The sequence below is a fragment of the Xanthomonas translucens pv. undulosa genome, from assembly GCF_017301775.1.
GTDB classification, from domain to species: Bacteria; Pseudomonadota; Gammaproteobacteria; order Xanthomonadales; family Xanthomonadaceae; genus Xanthomonas_A; species Xanthomonas_A translucens.
The window spans coordinates 1,990,622-2,008,989 of the sequence record NZ_CP063993.1 but is presented as its reverse complement, the minus strand read 5'-3'; the positions used below and the strand labels follow the sequence as shown (position 1 = coordinate 2,008,989).

Below are 18,368 nucleotides of genomic sequence, written 5' to 3'. Positions count from 1 at the left end.
GTAGTCGGGGGACTGCCGGCCCTTTTTTATGCGCGCGATTCGGCTCCCGCCCCAGCAAGCGCAAGGCCCGAACGCGAAAAGCCCCGGCGAGCCGGGGCTTTTCGTTTTTAGGCGCCGACGCCCGACAGGGCCGGAACAGGGGGGATCCAGATTTCCCTGTCGGACATCGACATAGACAGTGGGGCGATCGCTCCGGGTCATAAAGCGACGCAGGCGGTCACCCCGTGCGACCTAGAGTGCGTCTTGTGCCTGCGTGAAATCAAGCTTTTTCTTAAGGCTCTAGTGTGCGCTTCGTCCCATTGCTACGCCCCAGATTGCCAGGCCGGGGCGCAAACGGACGCGGCTGGGCGGCCGGCCTGGGCGCGCTGGCCGGACGTGGCTGCATCGACTGCGGGCGCGGCTGCATCGATTGGGGGCGAGGATCGGCGTTGGCGGCATCGGGGCGGCGCAACCGGTCCAGGTCGCGCCATGGCGACTTGACCCGGCCGCCACCACCGCCGCTGATCGGCGGTGGGCGGTCCGGCGGGCGGCCGTTGTCGTCGGGCCGCGGGCGCGGCGGCGGACGGTAGCGCGGCTGACCGTAATAGTCGCGGTAGTAGTACGGGCCGCCGTAGCCGTAGTAGCCATAACCGTAATAGCCCGCGCCATAGCCATACGGCACGGCACTGTACGGCGCGTAGTACCCGTCGGAGTAGCCGTCCGGATAGCGGTATTCGACCGATGGGGCGCCGCGATAATAGCCGCCGCCGCTGTCGGCGTAGTCGTAAGTGGCGCAGCCGCTCAGCGTGGCCAGCAATCCAGCGGCCCAGATCAGGCGCATGTTCATGGCGAATCCTCTCCCTGAGGCTGACCGACAGGTTCGACGTGTTGCATTGAATGCCCCCTTAACCCGCTTCGTCGGTGATTGAACGCTTAAGTCGCGTACAACGGCTGTGTTGTCCTGGCAGCCGGCGACAACGCGAACTTGCGACGATACGTTAACCTTTCACGCATGTTCTCATCTTCACTGCCCGTTTTCGCGGATGTGACGGCCGCGGCCGCGCGGATCGCGCCGCATGCCCAGGCGACCCCGGTCCTGCGCTCGCACGCGCTGGACGCATTGGCCGGCGCCAGCCTGCACTTCAAGGCCGAACACCTGCAGCGCGGCGGTGCGTTCAAGTTCCGCGGCGCCTGCAATGCGGTATGGGCGCTGAGTCAGTCGCAGGCCGCGTGCGGTGTGGTCACCCACTCCTCGGGCAACCACGGTGCGGCGCTGGCGCAGGCCGCGCGCACCCGCGGTATCGGCTGCCACGTGGTGGTACCGGAAGGCGCGGTGGCGGCCAAGCTGAGCAATATCGCCCGCGCCGGCGCCACCCTGTGGCGCTGCGGCGCCGGCATTGCCGCGCGTGAGGCGATGTGTGCGCAGGTGCAGCAGCAGACCGGCGCGACCCTGGTGCATCCGTACACCGATCCGGCGGTGATCGCCGGCCAGGGCACCGCGACCCTGGAATTGCTCGGCGCCAGCGGCCCGCTCGATCTGCTGGTGGTGCCGGTTGGCGGCGGCGGCCTGGCCGCCGGCAGCCGCCTGGCGCTGTCGGCGCTGGCCCCGCAGGCGCGGCTGCTGCTGGCCGAGCCGGCCGGCGCCGCCGACACCGCGCGCTCGCTGGCGGCCGGCGCGCTGCGCGTGGACTTCGTTGCAGACACGATCTGCGACGGTTTGCGCGGCACCCTGGGTGCGCCCAACTTCGCGCTGCTGCACGGCCAGGCCGAGACCATCGTGGTCGAGGACGCCGCCACCGTGGCGGCGATGCGGCTGCTGTGGCAGGTGCTCAAGCAGGTGGTGGAACCCTCCTCGGCGATCGCGCTGGCGGCGGTACTGGCGCAGCCCGCGCGCTTCGCCGGGCGCCGGGTCGGGCTGATCCTGCCCGGCGGCAACGTCGATCTCGACGCCCTGCCCTGGGGCACGGCGTGAAGCCGCAGCGACGACGCGGCTGGCTGGGCTGGCTCGGTCGGCTGGGCGCGCTGCTGGGCCTGTGGCTGCTGGGCGTGGCGATCTACATCGTCTGGGTCGGCGACCGCGACCAGGCGGCGCCGGCCGACGCGATCATCGTGCTCGGTGCGGCCGCTTACGACGCCAAGCCCTCACCGGTGTTCGAAGAGCGCATCCGTCACGGCCTGGACCTGTACCAACGCGGCTATGCGCCGACCCTGATCTTCACCGGCGGCTTCGGCGGCAACGGCGCGCGCTTCGCCGAATCGCAGGTGGCGCGCCGCTACGCGCTGCGCCACGACGTGCCGGCCGACGCGATCCTGATCGAGACCGTCTCGCGTACCACCCGCCAGAACCTGCTGGAGGCGCGCGGGTTGATGCGCAGCCACGGCCTGCACCGGGCGATTATCGTCAGCGATCCGCTGCACATGGCGCGCGCGCTGCGCCTGTGCCGCGAGCTGCAGATCGAGGCGCTGGCGTCCTCGACCCCGAGCACCCGCTTCCGCAGCTTCCAGACCCGCTGGCGCTTCCTGCTGCAGGAGGTCTACTTCTTCCACCGCGACCTGCTGCTGCCGGGCGCGTGAGCGGGCCTGGCCGCCGTATCATGGGCGCCCGCATGGCATGAGGTGGTGGCGATGAAGATCGACGGAACCCGCGAGCAAGACCGTGCCATCGACCTGGTGCTGTCCTATTACGACGCGTTCAACCGCAGCGACTGGGCGGCGATGCTCGACACGCTGACCGACGACGTGGCGCACGATCTCAACCAGGGCGCGCGCGAAACCGGCAAGGATACCTTCGCGGCGTTCCTGCAGCGGATGAATGCCAGCTACCGCGAACAGCTGCGCGACATCGTGGTGCTGGGTGGCCAGGACGGCCGCCGCGCCGCCGCCGAATACGTGGTGCACGGCCAATACCATCATACCGACGAAGGCCTGCCGCCGGCGCGCGGGCAGACCTACGTGCTGCCGGGCGGGGCGTTCTTCGACATCCGCGACGGCAAGATCGCCCGGGTCAGCAACTACTACAACCTGCAGGACTGGATCGACCAGGTATCGGCCTGAGCGGTCGCATGCCCGCCGTCCAGCTGTTGTGTAGGAGCGGCTTCAGCCGCGACAGGCCTTACCGATAAATCCTGTCGCGGCTGAAGCCGCTCCTTGTATCTGGACATAGGGCCCCTACGGCGTTATGTCTTCCGACTGATCATCGGAGGAGGTGCCGGAAGTCCAGTCGCTCCTGAAGCTTCGAGCTTGTGCTGTAGATCGGCTCCCGCCCTCCGTTTGCTGGCCCACGATGTCCGTACGGTATCCAGAGTCCGCCGCTGGCGTGAACTCGCATCCACAAGGCAGGACCGGGCGCAGCGATGATCGTGTTCACCCCACGATGGAGGAATCGCTCATGTCCCCAGTCGTCGGCATCGACGTCGCCAAACGCAGTTTCGACCTGGCTATCGACCTGGCCAACAGCAAGTACCGCACCAAGGCCAAGCTCCCCAACGATCCGAAGGGCTTTCAGATCCTGCAGACGTGGCTGCAAACCCATGCGCAGGCGGACAGCTGGATCGTGATGGAAGCCACCGGCACCTACCACGAGGCCCTGGCCGAGTTCGTGTATGGGTTGGGATACCGCGTGTGCGTGCTCAATCCGGCGCAGATGGCGCTGTATGCACGCAGCCAGCTAACCCGGGTCAAGACCGACCGCAGCGATGCCAAGCTGATCGCCAGCTACGGCCAGCGCCATGCGGCCCAGCTGCGGCCCTGGCAGCCCGATCCGCCGGCGCTCAAGCGGCTCAAGGCGCTGGTGCGGCGCCGGGACGACCTGTTGCAGATGCTGCAGATGGAGCGCAACCGCTTAGACGTCGCAGCACTGGTGGTGCGCGACTCGCTCCTGGAGAACATCGGCCAGTTGCAGGCGCGCATCGCGCAGATCGAACGGGCCATCGACGACCAGATCGATCAGGACCCCACCTTGCGTGGGCAGCGCGAACTGCTGGTGAGCATCGACGGGATCGCCGGCACCAGCGCGGCGTTGATGCTGGCGGAACTGGGCAATGTGGAGCGCTTCGCCCATGCCTCGGCAGTGACCGCCTTTGCCGGGCTCAACCCCCGGCTGCAGGAGTCCGGCAAGCGTCAGGGCCAGGTCTGCATCTCCCGCACCGGCTCCCCGCGCCTGCGCGCCGGCCTGTTCCTGCCGGCCTTGGTCGCCATGACCCACAACCCAGTCGTCCGTGCGCTGAAGCAGCGCATGCGCGAGCGTGGCAAGGCCAACAAGCAGATCATCTGCGCCGCCATGCGCAAGCTGCTGCACATCGCCTACGGCGTGCTCAAATCACGCACGCCCTTCGATCCTCAAAAGACCCTTGTCTGTTAGGGGGGAAGACGGTATCTACAGGGAGTGCCAGTGCATCGGTTCCGGGCTGTCGCGAGTCCCGAGTCCCGAAGCAAAGCGCCGCCTCAATCGCCACGACGGCGGATCGGAATCGCCGACACCGGCACCGCCGCGATCTCGCTGCCGCCCTCGCGGATTGGCGCGCCCGGCGGCGGCGCCCAGGCGTGCGCATAGATCACTTCCCAACTGCTCGGCAACTTGCCGTCGGCGTTGCGCAGCGGCTCGTAGGCGGCGCTGGCGGCGGCGAAGCGGCCACGTCCGGTCAGCGTGTGGCGGCGTGCGTGCAGCGCGTTGGTCGCGCCGATCGCGCGCAGTTCGCGCATCAGCGCGGCCAGGTCGGGATAGGTGAGGGTGAACAGGTCGCGGTCCAGCACCGGATCGCGGAAGCCGGACAGCATCAGCGCATCGCCGAACTGCGCGATCGCCGCGAAGCGGCTCACGTGCTGCGCTTCGCGGTCGGCCTGCGCAAACGCCTCGCGCAGTTCGATCAGCGTGTCCGGGCCGAAGCTGGAGCACAGCAGCAGCCCGCCCGGCTTGAGTACGCGGCGGAAGCCGGCGAACACCGCCGGCAGGTCTTCGACCCACTGCAGGCACAGGTTGCTGAAGATCACATCCACGCTGTGCTCGGCCAGCGGCAACGCGCGCGCGTCGGCGCAGACGCGGCCGAACGGCTTCCACCAGCCGGCCTGGCGCTTGGCCTGCTGCAGCATCGGCAGCGCCTGGTCGAGCGCGATCACCTGCGCGCGCGGCCAGCGCTTCTTCATCGTCGCGGCGGCGTGCGCCGGGCCGCTGCCCACGTCCAGCACCACCTGCGGCACGCGCTCGTCGAGGTAGTCCAGCGATTCCAGCAGGCGCTTCTCGACTTCGTGCTGTAGGGCGGCGGAGGCATCGTAGCTGGCGGCGGCGCGCGAGAACGCGCGGCGGATGTGCTGGGCATCGAACAAAGAGGAATCCATCGGCGCATTATCGCCGGCCGCGGTGCGCAGCGGCCAGCCGTGTGCTCACGACGTGCGCGATCATCGGCGCCATGCCGGGCATTGCGACCAATTCGCCGATCGCGAACGATCGAGTCCCGAGTCCCGAGTCCCGAGTCGCGGCCCTCAGAACGTCCCCGGATACGCCCCGCCATCGAGCAACAGGTTCTGCCCGCTGAGATAACCGGCCTGCGCGCTGCACAGGAACGCGCAGGCCGCGCCGAATTCCTCTGCCGTGCCGAAACGCCCGGCCGGAATCTGCGCGCGCTTGTGCGCCGCCACGGTGTCCGCGTCGGTGCCGCTGCGCTGCGCGGCATGGGCGAAGTTGCTGCGCAGCCGGTCGGTGTCGAACTGGCCGGGCAGCAGGTTGTTGATGGTGACGTTGTGCGCGACCGTGCGCCGCGCCAACCCGGCGACGAAGCCGGTCAGGCCGGCGCGCGCGCCGTTGGACAGGCCCAGGCTGTCGATCGGCGCCTTCACCGCCGCCGAGGTGATGTTGACGATACGGCCGAAGCCGCGCGCCTGCATCGCATCGACGGTGGCGCGGATCAACGCGATCGGCGTCAGCATGTTGGCGTCCAGCGCGCGCAGCCAGTCGGCGCGTTCCCAATCGCGGAAGTCGCCCGGCGGCGGGCCGCCGGCGTTGTTGACCAGGATGTCGACCCGCGGGCATGCCGCCAGTGCGGCGGCGCGTCCGGCTTCGGTCGCGATGTCGGCGGCGACCGCGATCACCACGCCGGCACCGGGCAGCGCGCGCAGGCCGTCCGCCGCCGCATCCAGTGCGGCCTGGCCGCGCGCCACGATCACCACGTTGACGCCTTCGCCGGCCAGCGCCCGCGCGCACCCCAGGCCAAGGCCCTTGCTCGCGGCGCAGACCAGCGCCCATTTGCCGGCGATTCCCAGATCCATATCGGCGTTCCGATCGATTGAAGGAACCGCGATGATCGGACATCGGCGTGGCAGCGGCCAGCGCGGTGCGTCGATGCGCCCGGGAATCCCGCTCGCCGGTAGGTGCGGCTTCAGCCGCGACCGGGCGTCACCGGTAGCGTTGTTCGCGGCTGAAGCCGCTCCTACAAAAAAAAGCGCAAGCCCATCCGCAACGCGCGCGCTACGCAAGGCCAGCGATGAACCCGCGCAACGCCTCCGCCACCGCATCGGCATGGCCAAGAAACGGCGCATGGCCGCCGCCGGCGATGCACAGCGTCTGCGCCTGCGGCGCCAGCGCCGCGGCAGCCTGCATGCCGGCGGCGGAGACCAGCCGGTCGCGTTGGCCGCTGATCCACAGGCTGGGCACGCGCAGGCCCGGCAATGCACGGCGCAGGTCGCTGCGCTCGAGTAGGGTCAGCCCCTCCTGCAGTGCCTGCGCATCGGGTTCGCCGCGCGCGCTCAGCGTGTCGCGCAGCGTGCGCAATTCGGTGCGGGCATGCGCCGAGCCCAGCGTGTCCAGCGCCAGGAAGCGGTCCAGGGTGCCGCGGTAGTCGTCGGCCAGGTCGCGGCCGAACTGGGCGAACACCTGCGGCTCCACCGCATGCGGCCAGTCGCCGCCGCGCACGAACCGCGGCGTCGCCGCCAGCATCGCCAGGCCACGCACCTGCGGCTGGGTCGCCGCGGCATGCAGCGCGAACAGCCCGCCCAGCGACCAGCCCAACCATGCGGCCGGCGGCGTCGCCGCGGCGATCGCATTGACCACGTGCGGCAGCGCCAGCGGGGTGTCGTCGCCGCGGCTATGGCCATGCCCGGGCAGGTCCACCAGGTGCATGCGGAACTGCGCCGACAGACGCTCCACCAGCGGCGCGAAGATGCCGCCGTGCAGCGCCCAGCCATGGATCAGGACCAGATCGGGGCCGTGCCCCAGGGTGTCGATATGCATCGTCGCTCGTGTGCCGAATGGGGAAAAGGGAACAGGGCAACGCCGCGCTCCGCTCACATCGGCCCGCTCAGGCCGGCAGGCCGACCGGGTGCGCAACCAGGCGGTCACGCGCCAGGGCAAGGGCGTCCAGCAGCGCCTGCACCTGCGCCGGCGTGTGCAGCGCCGACAGCGTCACCCGCAGCCGCGACTTGCCTTCCGGCACGGTCGGCGGGCGGATCGCCGAAACCAGGAAGCCGGCCTGCTCCAGCGCCGCCGACAGCGCCAGCGCGCTGGCCTCGTCGCCGCACAGCAGCGGCTGGATCGGGGTGTCCGAGGCCATCAGTTCCAGGCCATGGCGGCGCGCGCCGCCGCGGAACGCGGCGATCGCCTCGGCCAGGCGCTCGCGCCGCCACTGGTCGCGCCGCGCCAGTTTCACCGCGGCCAGCGAGGCGGCGGCCTGCGCCGGCGGCAGCGCGGTGGTGTACAGGTAGGGGCGCGCGGTTTCGGCCAGGTGCCGGATCAAGGCCTCGTCGCCGACCACCAGTGCGCCGTAGCCGCCCAGCGCCTTGCCCAGGGTCACCAGTTGCAGCGGCACGTCGTCCACGCCCAGCCCGGCCTCGGCCACGCAGCCGCGGCCATGCGGACCGACCACGCCGACGCCGTGCGCATCGTCCACGTACATCAGCGCCTGCTGCATGCGCGCCACCAGGGTCAGCGAGCGCAGCGGGGCGATGTCGCCATCCATGCTGAACACGCCATCGGTGGCCAGCATCGCCGCGCCGTCGGCGGCGTGCCTGAGTTGGCGCATCGCGCCTTCGGTATCCAGGTGCGGGTAGCGGCGCAGGCGGCAACCGGCCAGGCGGGTGGCGTCGAGCAGGCTGGCGTGGTTGAGCCGGTCCTGCACGCACACGTCGTCCTCTTCGCTGAGCAGCGCCTGCTGCACCGCCAGGTTGGCGAGGAAACCGCTGCCGAACAGCAGCGCGCGTGGATAGCCGAGCCAGTCGGCGACCTCGCGTTCCAGGCTCTCGTGCAGCGCATGGTGGCCGCAGACCAGGTGCGAGGCGGTGGCGCCGACGCCCTCGCGTGCGGCCGCGTCTTGCAGCGCGGCGAGCACTTCGAACTGCTGCGCCAGGCCCAGGTAGTCGTTGCTGCAGAAGCCGGTCAGCCAGCGTCCGTCCAGCTCCAGGCGTACGCCGTCGCGGCGGCCCACGCTGCGGCGCACGCGGATGCGGCCCTGCGCCTGGCGCAGCGTGCGCAAGGACTGGATGCGGTCGTGCAGGTCGGGGCGTGCCATGGGCGGCGGGGCATGGGGTCGGTTGGCTAGCGTAGCGCGTCCCCGGCCGGGCCGGGCGCCGCCGGCGATGGACGGCCGGATCGGCGGATGGACGCGCGCGCGCAGGCGCGGCGCGCTGGGGTCAGACCAGCGCCGCGGCGATCGCCGGCCTGTCCGCTGCCGGCGCCGGTGCGGTGATGTCCGCATGCACGGTGCCGGGATGGTCGTGTGCGTCGGCGTCCACGTGCACCTGCATCGGCGTCAGTCCCAGGCGCGCGAACAGGGCCTGGTCGCGTTCGGTGTCGGGGTTGCCGGTGGTCAGTAGTTTCTCGCCGTAGAAGATCGAATTGGCGCCGGCGCAGAAGCACAGCGCCTGCAGTTCGTCGCTCATGCTCTCGCGGCCGGCCGACAGCCGTACCATCGCCTGCGGCATTGCGATACGGGCCACGGCGATGGTGCGCACGAACTCGAACGGGTCCAGTTCGACCGTGCCGTGCAGCGGGGTGCCGGCGACCTGCACCAGGCGGTTGATCGGCACCGAATCCGGGTGCACCGGCAGGTTGGCCAGCGCCTGCAGCAGGCCGGCACGCTGCTCGCGCGATTCGCCCATGCCGACGATGCCGCCGCAGCAGGTCTTCATGCCCGCATCGCGCACGTGGGCCAGCGTGTCCAGGCGGTCCTGGTACTGGCGGGTGTGGATGATCGTGTCGTAGAAGTCCGGCGCGGTGTCGAGATTGTGGTTGTAGTAGTCCAGCCCGGCCGACTTCAGCGCCTGCGCCTGGCGGCCGTCGAGCATGCCCAGGGTGGCGCAGGTCTCCAGGCCCAGCGCCTTCACTTCGCGGATCATCGCGGCCACCTTGGGGATGTCGCGGTCCTTCGGCGAGCGCCATGCGGCGCCCATGCAGAACCGCGACGCGCCTGCAGCCATGGCCTGGCGCGCTTTCTCCAGCACCGCCTGGGTGCTCATCAGCTTCTGCGCGTCCACGCCGGTGTCGTAGCGCTGCGCCTGCGGGCAGTACGCACAATCCTCCGGGCAACCGCCGGTCTTCACCGACAGCAGCGTGGAGACCTGCACCTGCGCCGGATCGAAGTGTTCGCGATGCACTGCGGCGGCGCGGTGCAGCAGCTCCGGGAACGGCAGATCGAACAGGGCGAGCAATTCCTGGCGTTGCCAGTCGTGTCGGACGACAGCGGACATGGGGGTTTCCTGACGGTAAGCGGCTGGGAAAGCGGGCAGTCTGGTGAGCATGGATATCCCTGTCAACTTCAATGGATCGAGCCGGGTTGACGGCTGCGGGCAGCGGCTGCAGCGCTGGCTGCTGCCGGAGCGCTGCCTGGTCTGTACCGAACCCGGCGCCGCCGGCCTGGACCTGTGCCCAGCCTGCCGCGACGGGCTGCCCTGGAATGCCAGCGCCTGCCAGGGGTGTGCGCTGCCGTTGCCCGCGCTGGACGCGGACCAGTTGTGCGGCAGCTGCCAACGCAAACCGCCGCCGCTGGCCCTGGTCGCCAGCGCCTGTGTCTACGCCGCGCCGGTGGATGGGCTGCTGCGTCGTTTCAAGTTCCATCAGGACCTGGCCGCCGGGCGCGTGCTGGCGGCCGTGCTGCAGGCGCGTTGCGCCGGCCTGCCGCGGCCACAGGCGCTGTTGCCGGTGCCGCTGCATCGCGCGCGTCTGCGCCAGCGTGGCTACGACCAGGCGCTGGAACTGGCGCGGCCGCTGGCGCGTGCGCTGGGCCTGCCGCTGTGCGCCGGCCTGCAGCGCGTGCGCGCGACCGCGCCGCAGTCCGAACTCGATGCGCAGGCGCGGCGCCGCAACCTGCGCCATGCGTTCGCGGTGCAGGCGCCGCTGCCGGCGCACGTGGCGCTGATCGACGACGTGATGACCACCGGCGCGACCCTGCATGCCGCGGCACGGGCACTGCGCCGTGCCGGCGTGGCGCGGGTCGATGCGTGGGTGGTGGCGCGGGTGCCGTGAGCGCGCCGCATGGCACGGCGCGCGCACGCCATGGCGGTGCGTGTTGCGTACGCCGCTGCAGAGGCGTCGCCGGCGTCTGGACATTCGGGATTGCGAGCCAAATGCGTTTGGCATCGGGCGAATGCGGGAGCAGACGCAGACGTGCGGCGAGGCGCATGGGCCGCGCGCATGCGCTGGCGGGCCATGCATGCACCGACCTGCCAGCGCATGCTGCGTGTGCGTAAGCAGACGCCAGCGGCGTTCTTCTATGATGCCGGTCAACGGAAGACAGGAGATGGCGATGCGCTGGATGGCTTGGACAATGACGATGGCGTTGTGCATGTTCGGTGCGAACGGCTGCGGGATCGGCAAGGCGCCGGACAGCGCCGGAGCGAGCGCGGTCAGGGCCAGGGTGGAATGGCGTCTGGCCAGCAACGCGCCGCGCGCCGGCTATGCCGAGGCCGCGTACCAGGGACGGCCGGTATATCTGGCGCCGCAGCAGCTGTTGGCCGTCGATGGCGCCGCCACGGTGACGCGCGTGGACGGCGACGATGGCCGGCCGGCACTCGATCTGCGTTTCGCTGGGCACGACGATCGCCTGACCCGGGCGACCGAGCAGAACATCGGCAAGCCGATCGCGCTGCTGGCCGACGGTCAGGTGCTCACCGTGGCGACGGTCATGTCCCCGCTCCCCGGCGACAGCCTGCGGGTCAGCGGTCTGCAGGATGTGCAGGAACAGCAGCGGGTGTTTGCGCTGCTGACGCATGCGCCGACGACGGACGGGACGCGTTAGCGCTGGCTGGCGCGATCGGGATGGGTGACGTTTTCACGGTGGCGTTGCGGCTGAAGCCGCTCTACAGGATTCGATCGACGGTTTTGTAGGAGGGACTTCAGTCCCGACGCTTTACCGGCAACGCCCGGACCAAGTGCGCCCTGCGGCATTGCCGCCAGCGGCCGAGGACGCCGATTGGCTTGGCAATGTGCTCGGGCGCCGTTGCCAGTGCGTGGCTTCCTGGTTCGCACCTACCTCGCGCGCAACGCCAACGCCGCGGCGATGCCGGCGAAGATCGCCAGGCCCACCCAGTTGTTGTGCAGGAAGGCACGGAAGCAGGGCGCGCGTTCGCGGGTTCGCGCGATGCGGAATTCGTAGGCGACCAGCAGCGCGGCCACGCCCAGGCCCACCCAGTACCAGATCCTCAGCGCGCCACGGCTGCCGACGAAGCCCAGCGCGACGAACATCAGCGCATACAGAATGCCCTGCGCGACCAGGTCCAGGTCCCCGAACAGGATCGCGGTGGACTTGGAACCGGCGCGCAGGTCGTCCTCGCGGTCGACCATCGCGTACCAGGTGTCGTAGGCGGTCGCCCACAGGATGTTGGCCGCGTACAGCAACCAGCCCAGCGCCGGCACCTCGCCGCGGATCGCGGCGAACGCCATCGGGATGCCCCAGCCGAAGGCCATGCCCAGATAGACCTGCGGGAGGTAGGTGTAGCGCTTCAGATAAGGATAGCTGGCGGCCAGGAACAGCCCGACCACGCTCAGGCCGATGGTCAGCGGATTCATCGTCAGCACCAGCGCGAAGGCGACGATCATCAGCAGCGCGAACACCGCCAGCGCCTCGCGGCCGCCGACCGCACCGGTAGCCAGCGGCCGGCTGCGGGTACGCTCGACCTGCGGGTCCAGCCACCGGTCGGCGTAGTCGTTGATCACGCAGCCAGCCGAGCGGGTCAGCCAGACCCCGGCGCTGAACACGAACAGCGTCCACAGCGGCGGCACCCCGTCGGCGGCCAGCCACAGCGCCCACCAAGTCGGCCACAGCAGCAGCAGCGCGCCGATCGGACGGTCGCCGCGCAGCAGTTTCCAGTACTGGCCCAGGCGCGCGCGCGGCGGTAGCGCGGCGGGCGTTTCGTAGCGTTCGTAACCCATCGCGCAAGGGTAGCAGCCGGGCCTGCCAGGCGGCAGCAAGGTGCCGCCCGCGACTGCCGCAAGCAGCTTGCGTCTGTGCACAGTCGCGGCGAACCAGGCGCGCGAACCGTGAAACGCATCGGGTGCGTGGCGGCTGAACCCCGGCCGGCCTCGCGCAAGCCGCCCCCGTCGGCGGGTCGCCACCAGCGGCCGCCGCGCGCCCTGGCGAATGCCGGGGCCGGTCGCTGCGGCATGCGATCGGCATGGGGCAGACGCGGCGCGCCGTTTGCCGTTAGAATGCGCGTCCGTTGCGCCCGTAGCTCAGCCGGATAGAGTAGTGGCTTCCGAAGCCATTGGTCGGGGGTTCGAATCCCTCCGGGCGCACCACATCCTCCCCAGCCTGTATGGCCTCTTCGAGCGCGAACCTGTCGGTGGTGGACACGGCCTTCGGCGCTGCCGCGAGCGACGGCCTGTGGCGTATGCCGCCGCTGCCCGTACGGCTCGGGATGCCGCGCTGCGACCTTCTGCGTTGAAAGGTCGGCGCGTCCTGCGTGTCTCTTCGTGCGCGCCGCATCATCGTGCATCGTTCATGGAATTCCTTCCGCCGCTGGCCCGCATCGCCTTCGGCGTTTCGGCGACCGGCGGTATGGGATGCGTGACGCCGCCGCCGCTCCCCGCGATGCCGCGCTGGATTGCGCCGGGCTGCATCGCCAGCGCGTGCGGCCCGTACAACACGGCGCCCTGGGTCGTGCCGGCGCCGCCGCTTGGACGCGCGTGGCCGCGGTTGCTGCGCTCCAGTGCGGGGCAACTCCTTCGCATCCTCTGTGGCGCCGTGTCATCGAGATCGCTATGAATGGTGTGGCGCGGGCTTCGTTACCGCGGCGCCTTGCCGGAGGCCACCGGTGATCGGTCCGCGTACCCCGCTAGGCAAGCCTGCGGTCCACTTGCTGGGCGACGACGATGCGCTGGCCTACCTGCGGCTCGGCGACGGCGCCCCGGTGGTGCTGGTACACGGCGCGCTGTGCGACTACCGCTATTGGGCGCCGCAACTGCGCGGCCTGTCCGAGGGCTTCGAGGTCGCCGCGCTGAGCCTGGGCCAGTATTTCCCGCAGTTGCCATCGTCGCTGCGGCATTCCTTCGGCTGGCGTTGGCACGCGCAGCAGGTCGCCGCGTTCCTCGCCAGCTACGGACAACCGGTGCATCTGGTCGGTCACTCGCGCGGCGCTGCGGTGGCCTGGCAGGTCGCGCTGCAGCGGCCGGCCGCGATCGCCAGCCTGAGCCTGTTCGATCCGGGCGGGTCGCCGCCCCAGGGCCTGCCCGAGGACGTGCTGGCGATCCGCGCGCAGGCGATCGCCTTGCTGGGCGAGGGCCAGGTCGAGGCCGGCCTGGAATGTTTCGTCGATTCGGTCAGCCAGCCGGGCGCCTGGGCGCGCAGCAGCGCGTCATTCCGGCAGATGGTGCGCGACAACGCGCAGACCCTGGCGCCGCAGATCGGCGATGCGCTGCCGGCCTACGACCGCGAACAGGCCGCGACGCTGGCGCTGCCTGTGCTGCTGGTCAGCGGCGAGCTGAGCCCGGCGCAGTACCGCGACAACGCTTCCGCGCTGGCCGAGTGGTTGCCCGACGCGCACCACCACGTCCTCGCTGGCGCCTCGCACGGCATGACCTTCACCCATGCGCGGCGTTGCAACGCGCTGATCGCCGAAGCAGTCGCCATCGCCGGCAGGCTGGGTTGAAAGCGCTGCGCAGGGCGCCGCCGCAGCGTGGAACAGTCGTGGCGGACGATTATCTATACCAGAACTGTGTGCTGGCGAACCATTATCCGGCCGCGTGCGCCGATGCGCAGGCACGGCTCCGCTGTTAAAATGCAGCGCGTTTTGCGCAAAGTTCTGTGGTGGCTGTCAGATAACGGTTATATATCGCGCCTCGCGCCTCTTCGAGTGCAGCATCACGCACTGTCGCAATGAGACGGCCGTTACAGATGTGAATTATTTGAAGTTGAAGCATTGACAGCCGTAGCCGGTTGGATGAGGTTTGAATCGAACGCGATATCGCCTCTGTTGTACCGGCCGTCACCGCGTTCCACGCAACCGCAGCCGCAGTTTCACTCCGTCAAAAAACAGTCAGGGGATTCTTCCGTGAAAATCATCCGGATGCACAAGCTCGTGCATGCGCTAGCGGTCTCTGCCCTTACGCTTTCTGTCGTGATGCTTGCATCCGATGCGATGGCGCAGGCAGTAGGGACGTTTGCGCCAATCGAAACCAGTATTACGCTTCCGCACGATGAAGCAGCACATCGTCAACCCGCCGAATGGTGGTACATGACCGGCTTTCTGGACGGGACCGATCCGTCCGGTGGAAAGCACTCCTACGCCTACGAAATGGTCGTCTTCCAGATCGTCGGCATTGCCAATACGCAGCCGGTCTACGATGCGCACTTCGCAATCTCGGACCTGGATCGCGGCGACTTCCGCTTCAAAAAGCAGGTGATCGTCGGGCCGTTGACCAATTCGACCGACCGTTTCGATCTGGATGTCGCCGGTTTCCAGATGGGCGGGTCGATGGGCACGTACTACGCGAAGGCCTCGCCGCCAGATCTGGACTATGCGATTGATCTCGCCACGCAGGCATTGCAAAAGCCGACGTTGAACGGGACCAATGGTGTGGAAACCTATGGCGGATTCATCTCGCCGTATTATTCCTTCAACGTCAACGCAACCAGCGGCACGGTGTGGGACCACGGCGTGCCGGTCAAGGTCACCGGAACCTCCTGGTACGACCACGAATGGGCCAACGGCATTCCTGGGGACGCCAACAGCGGATGGACCTGGTTCGGCGTTTCGCTGGACGACAACAGCCAGTACAACATCAGTTTCTTCATGAAGGGCGACGGCACGGTAGATCAGGCGCTTGCCGTCAAGACCGCCGACGGTCGCTACACGCCGATCGCTCCAGACGCCATCAAGCTCGAACGTATCGGCAGCTGGAAGAGTCCCAATACAGGTTACGAGTATCCGGCGCAGTGGACGGTCACCTTGCCAGACGGCGCGATCACCATCACTCCAATGCTGCAGAACGCCGAGCTGTATGCGCCGGCCACGCAGAAGTTCTATTTCGAGGGTCCTGCCACGGTGGTGGGCACCTTGGCCGGAAAATCGATTACCGGCAAGGCGTTCGCAGAAATGAATCCGTGGGGCGTGGATTGGGGTGCACGCGTCCTGCCTTGACGTCAAACATCGCATCCAACCAGTACGACATCCATCATCATCTCAAGGGGGTCACAATGAGTATCTCGACAGCACCATCAGGGCGCTTTCGTGGCTGGCTCGCCGCCGCCATGGTCATCGCGTGCGGGTTTTCGTCCGCACCCGCGGTTGCGCAAGTTTTCGAACAACCCGCACCGGTACAATTGCCGCGCGACGAAGGTCCGCACCACAGTCAGTTGGAATGGTGGTATTTCGTCGGCCATCTGTACGGCGTCGATCCCAGTGGCGCCAAGCGCGAATTCGGGTACGAGGTCACCGTGTTCCAATTGTGGCCGATCGGGTCCGGGCCTGCCACCTACTCCTGGCATTTCGCGGTCACCGATGTGAACAACAAGCTGCACAAGGTGGAGGAGCGCGTCGTCTCCGATCAGATCCCGGATCAGAAGGGCGGTTTCAAATTCACCAACCAGGATTGGTCGATCAGCGGGTCGCAGCAGAATTACGCGATCAAGGGTGCCCTCGGCGATGGGCGCTTTGCAATCGATCTCAAGACCAGCAGCGACATGCCCTTCGTCCTTCATAATGGCAACGGCGTGGTGGATTATCGGCCCATCGCCAAGACCTCGGCCTATTATTCTTCCACTGCGCTGGATACGGAAGGGACGGTCTACGACAACGGCGTCCCGATCAAGATCATCGGCACCTCGTGGCAGGACCGACAGTGGTTCGTGAAAAGCATGGCATTCGATGAAAACGGATCTCTGTTGGGCGGCGGCTGGAACTGGTTCGCCATCCAGCTCGATGACGATACGCAGTACATGCTGTACTACCTGCAGGATCCGAACACCGGTGCCATCATCAACAAGTTCGGCACGCGCGTGTCCAAGGGTGTGGCGACGGCGGTGGCCGGCAGCCAGATGGATCTGAAGGCGCTTTCGACCTGGACCAGTCCCAATTCCGGCTACACCTACGAATCGAAGTGGAACGTGATCCTGCCGGAAGGATCGCTGACCATCACCCCGTTGGTCGACGATCAGGAGATGCTGTGGAGCGGCCACCGCACCTACTGGGAAGGATCGTCGCAGGTGGTCGGCACCCTCAACGGCAATGACGTGACCGGCCGAAGCTACGTCGAAGTCAACCCGTGGAGGCAGCCGTACACCTCGCTTCCCTGAAAAATGCAGCATGGCGACCTCTGGTCCAGGCGGAGACGTTCGCCTGGGCCAGTCGCGTTTGTGGCACTGGCAATATGCGGTGCGGTGCGGTGCCGGACCCGTCTGGCCGGCGTTGGCGGAATGCTCGCCGTCTGCTCCTGGCGGTTGCGCAGTCAGGCGCTGCGCGCCAATGGTGCCTCGCCGCGGTCCAGGTGCCGGTAACCGATCGCCTCGGTCAGGTGCGCGGTGGCGATCGCGTCGCTGCCGGCCAGGTCGGCAATGGTGCGGGCCACGCGCAGGATGCGGTGCAGCGAGCGCGCCGACAGGCGCAGGCGGTCGATGGCGTGTTCCAGCAGCGCTTCGTCGCGCGGCTGCAGGCGGCAGTCGCGCAGGGTTTCGCTGTGGCCGAGCTGGCCGTTGGGGCAGCCGGCGCGCGCCAGCTGGCGTTGCCGCGCCTGCTCCACCCGCACGCGTACGGCGGCGCTGCTTTCGCCGGGAGCGGCATCGGCGCGCAATGCCTGCGGCGGCAGGCGCGGTACGTCCACATGCAGGTCGATGCGGTCCAGCAACGGGCCGGAGATGCGCGCGCGATAGCGGCGGATGCTGTCGTCGCTGCAGCGGCAACGGCCGCTGGCATCGCCGGCCCAGCCGCAGGGGCAGGGGTTCATCGCCGCGACCAGCTGGAAGCGGGCCGGGAATTCGGCGCTGCGTGCTGCGCGCGAGACGGTGACCGTGCCCGATTCCAGCGGCTCGCGCAGCACTTCCAGGGCGTGCCGGTTCCATTCGGGCAACTCGTCGAGGAACAACACGCCGCGATGCGCCAGCGAGATTTCGCCGGGGCGCGGATGGGTACCGCCGCCGACCAGCGACACCGCGCTGGCGGTGTGGTGCGGGGATCGGTAGGGGCGTTGCCGCCAGCGCGCCGGGTCCAGGCCGCGGCCGCTGACCGAGGCGATCGCCGCCGCTTCCAGCGCCTCGGCCTCGCTGGCCTCGGGCAGGATGCCGGGCAGGCGCGAGGCCAGCAGGGTCTTGCCGCAGCCCGGGCTGCCGATCAACAACAGATGGTGATGACCGGCCGCCGCGATCTCCAATGCGCGCCGCGCCTGGGCCTGCCCGCGCACGTCGCTCAGGTCGGGAAACGGTGTGGCCGCGGCCGGCAGGGCTTCGGCGGCGGGCAGAGTCTTGCTGCCGTTCAACAGCGCGCAGACTTCTAGCAGGGTGCGCGCAGTGCACGCCTGCACGTGCTGCGCCAGCGCCGCTTCGGGGCCGTTGCCGGCGGGCACGATCAGCGTGCGTCCTGCTTGGGCGGCGGCCAGCGCCGCCGGCAGCACCCCGTCCACGGCGCGCAGTTCGCCGGTCAAGGCCAGTTCGCCGAGGAATTCGTAGTTGCCCAGCGCCTGCGGGTCGAGTTGCCCTGCGGCGGCGAGGATGCCCAGCGCGATTGGCAGGTCGAAGCGGCCGCCGTCCTTGGGCAGGTCGGCCGGTGCCAGATTGACGGTGATGCGCCGCGCCGGGAATTCGTATTGCGCGCACAGGATGGCGGCGCGTACCCGGTCGCGCGATTCGCGCACCGCCGCTTCTGGCAGGCCGACGATCTGCGTGGCCGGCAGTCCGCCGGACAGATGGACCTCGACCCGAACCGGAGGCGCAAGCACCCCCGCGCGGGCACGGCTGTGCACCAGCGCCAGGCTCATGATG

At 69.0% G+C, this 18,368-nt stretch carries 17 protein-coding genes and 1 tRNA gene; 10 read left to right on the top strand and 8 right to left on the bottom strand.

Annotation, left to right across the window (positions count from 1 at the left end; all coding sequences use genetic code 11):
• Positions 1-271 precede the first annotated feature (271 nt).
• On the bottom strand, positions 272-826 hold the full coding sequence (locus ISN38_RS08475; RefSeq protein WP_058358726.1) for a hypothetical protein: 555 nt from the start codon (positions 824-826) through the stop codon (positions 272-274).
• Positions 827-991: 165 nt separating this feature from the next.
• Between ISN38_RS08475 and ISN38_RS08470 the strand changes: the two genes are divergently transcribed.
• The 4 genes from ISN38_RS08470 (at position 992) to ISN38_RS08455 (ending at position 4,339) form a co-directional block, all read left to right on the top strand.
• Positions 992-1,951, top strand: a complete 960-nt coding sequence (locus tag ISN38_RS08470) for a pyridoxal-phosphate dependent enzyme (protein ID WP_206712163.1) — start codon at positions 992-994, stop codon at positions 1,949-1,951.
• Positions 1,936-2,553, top strand: a complete 618-nt coding sequence (locus ISN38_RS08465; protein ID WP_047325520.1) for a YdcF family protein — start codon at positions 1,936-1,938, stop codon at positions 2,551-2,553. Before ISN38_RS08470 ends, ISN38_RS08465 begins: the two co-directional genes overlap by 16 nt.
• A gap of 51 nt (positions 2,554-2,604) precedes the next feature.
• Positions 2,605-3,033 (top strand): ketosteroid isomerase-related protein, encoded by a 429-nt coding sequence (locus ISN38_RS08460; protein ID WP_003470323.1) that lies wholly within the window; start codon positions 2,605-2,607, stop codon positions 3,031-3,033.
• A gap of 334 nt (positions 3,034-3,367) precedes the next feature.
• Positions 3,368-4,339 carry an IS110 family RNA-guided transposase gene (locus ISN38_RS08455; protein ID WP_047324345.1) on the top strand — a complete coding sequence of 324 codons (972 nt, stop codon included), beginning with the start codon at positions 3,368-3,370 and terminating at the stop codon, positions 4,337-4,339.
• Positions 4,340-4,422: 83 nt separating this feature from the next.
• Here ISN38_RS08455 and bioC read toward each other — a convergent pair whose 3' ends face one another.
• The 5 genes from bioC to bioB form a co-directional block, all read right to left on the bottom strand.
• Positions 4,423-5,313 carry a malonyl-ACP O-methyltransferase BioC gene (gene bioC / locus ISN38_RS08450; protein ID WP_038238595.1) on the bottom strand — a complete coding sequence of 297 codons (891 nt, stop codon included), beginning with the start codon at positions 5,311-5,313 and terminating at the stop codon, positions 4,423-4,425.
• A gap of 144 nt (positions 5,314-5,457) precedes the next feature.
• A complete protein-coding gene (locus tag ISN38_RS08445) occupies positions 5,458-6,240 on the bottom strand; it encodes an SDR family oxidoreductase (RefSeq protein WP_206712162.1) in 783 nt (260 codons plus the stop codon).
• A gap of 199 nt (positions 6,241-6,439) precedes the next feature.
• Positions 6,440-7,201, bottom strand: a complete 762-nt coding sequence (gene bioH, locus ISN38_RS08440; RefSeq protein ID WP_003470327.1) for a pimeloyl-ACP methyl ester esterase BioH — start codon at positions 7,199-7,201, stop codon at positions 6,440-6,442.
• Positions 7,202-7,268: 67 nt separating this feature from the next.
• Positions 7,269-8,474: an 8-amino-7-oxononanoate synthase gene (bioF, locus tag ISN38_RS08435; protein WP_003470329.1), complete on the bottom strand. Its 1,206-nt coding sequence runs from the start codon at positions 8,472-8,474 to the stop codon at positions 7,269-7,271.
• 121 nt (positions 8,475-8,595) lie between these two features.
• Complete coding sequence (gene bioB, locus ISN38_RS08430) at positions 8,596-9,651, bottom strand: biotin synthase BioB (protein ID WP_206712161.1); 1,056 nt, start codon at positions 9,649-9,651, stop codon at positions 8,596-8,598.
• A gap of 49 nt (positions 9,652-9,700) precedes the next feature.
• Between bioB and ISN38_RS08425 the strand changes: the two genes are divergently transcribed.
• Entirely contained in the window at positions 9,701-10,426 is a 726-nt protein-coding gene (locus ISN38_RS08425; RefSeq protein WP_108085287.1) for a ComF family protein, read from the top strand.
• A 247-nt stretch (positions 10,427-10,673) separates the two neighbouring features.
• Positions 10,674-11,198 carry a SecDF P1 head subdomain-containing protein gene (locus tag ISN38_RS08420; RefSeq protein ID WP_230811779.1) on the top strand — a complete coding sequence of 175 codons (525 nt, stop codon included), beginning with the start codon at positions 10,674-10,676 and terminating at the stop codon, positions 11,196-11,198.
• Between the two features lie 230 nt (positions 11,199-11,428).
• On the opposite strand, the gene ubiA is transcribed toward ISN38_RS08420, so the two are convergent.
• A complete protein-coding gene (gene ubiA / locus ISN38_RS08415; protein WP_003470338.1) occupies positions 11,429-12,331 on the bottom strand; it encodes a 4-hydroxybenzoate octaprenyltransferase in 903 nt (300 codons plus the stop codon).
• Between the two features lie 289 nt (positions 12,332-12,620).
• On the opposite strand from ubiA, the gene ISN38_RS08410 reads away from it, so the two are divergent.
• From ISN38_RS08410 to ISN38_RS08395, 4 genes are all read left to right on the top strand, one after another.
• Positions 12,621-12,697: transfer RNA gene (locus ISN38_RS08410), tRNA-Arg, on the top strand.
• Between the two features lie 515 nt (positions 12,698-13,212).
• The gene (locus tag ISN38_RS08405; RefSeq protein ID WP_058361151.1) at positions 13,213-14,046 is read left to right on the top strand and encodes an alpha/beta fold hydrolase; all 834 of its coding nucleotides are present in this window, start codon (positions 13,213-13,215) and stop codon (positions 14,044-14,046) included.
• 402 nt (positions 14,047-14,448) lie between these two features.
• Positions 14,449-15,537 (top strand): lipocalin family protein, encoded by a 1,089-nt coding sequence (locus ISN38_RS08400; RefSeq protein ID WP_230811780.1) that lies wholly within the window; start codon positions 14,449-14,451, stop codon positions 15,535-15,537.
• Positions 15,538-15,593: 56 nt separating this feature from the next.
• Complete coding sequence (locus tag ISN38_RS08395) at positions 15,594-16,691, top strand: lipocalin-like domain-containing protein (RefSeq protein ID WP_038238601.1); 1,098 nt, start codon at positions 15,594-15,596, stop codon at positions 16,689-16,691.
• Positions 16,692-16,843: 152 nt separating this feature from the next.
• Here the strand turns inward: ISN38_RS08395 and ISN38_RS08390 are convergent, their stop codons facing one another.
• A complete protein-coding gene (locus tag ISN38_RS08390) occupies positions 16,844-18,364 on the bottom strand; it encodes a YifB family Mg chelatase-like AAA ATPase (protein WP_003470343.1) in 1,521 nt (506 codons plus the stop codon).
• Positions 18,365-18,368 lie beyond the last annotated feature (4 nt).

Bases quoted from the DNA above. Each gene is read 5' to 3' on its own strand.
- ISN38_RS08475 (WP_058358726.1), bottom strand. From the start codon at position 826: ATGAACATGCGCCTGATCTGGGCCGCTGGATTGCTGGCCACGCTGAGC.
- bioB (WP_206712161.1), bottom strand. From the start codon at position 9,651: ATGTCCGCTGTCGTCCGACACGACTGGCAACGCCAGGAATTGCTCGCC.
- ISN38_RS08420 (WP_230811779.1), top strand. From the start codon at position 10,674: ATGATGCCGGTCAACGGAAGACAGGAGATGGCGATGCGCTGGATGGCT.
- bioF (WP_003470329.1), bottom strand. From the start codon at position 8,474: ATGGCACGCCCCGACCTGCACGACCGCATCCAGTCCTTGCGCACGCTG.
- ISN38_RS08425 (WP_108085287.1), top strand. From the start codon at position 9,701: ATGGATATCCCTGTCAACTTCAATGGATCGAGCCGGGTTGACGGCTGC.
- ISN38_RS08395 (WP_038238601.1), top strand. From the start codon at position 15,594: ATGAGTATCTCGACAGCACCATCAGGGCGCTTTCGTGGCTGGCTCGCC.
- ISN38_RS08455 (WP_047324345.1), top strand. From the start codon at position 3,368: ATGTCCCCAGTCGTCGGCATCGACGTCGCCAAACGCAGTTTCGACCTG.
- bioC (WP_038238595.1), bottom strand. From the start codon at position 5,313: ATGGATTCCTCTTTGTTCGATGCCCAGCACATCCGCCGCGCGTTCTCG.
- bioH (WP_003470327.1), bottom strand. From the start codon at position 7,201: ATGCATATCGACACCCTGGGGCACGGCCCCGATCTGGTCCTGATCCAT.
- ubiA (WP_003470338.1), bottom strand. From the start codon at position 12,331: ATGGGTTACGAACGCTACGAAACGCCCGCCGCGCTACCGCCGCGCGCG.
- ISN38_RS08445 (WP_206712162.1), bottom strand. From the start codon at position 6,240: ATGGATCTGGGAATCGCCGGCAAATGGGCGCTGGTCTGCGCCGCGAGC.
- ISN38_RS08460 (WP_003470323.1), top strand. From the start codon at position 2,605: ATGAAGATCGACGGAACCCGCGAGCAAGACCGTGCCATCGACCTGGTG.
- ISN38_RS08390 (WP_003470343.1), bottom strand. From the start codon at position 18,364: ATGAGCCTGGCGCTGGTGCACAGCCGTGCCCGCGCGGGGGTGCTTGCG.
- ISN38_RS08470 (WP_206712163.1), top strand. From the start codon at position 992: ATGTTCTCATCTTCACTGCCCGTTTTCGCGGATGTGACGGCCGCGGCC.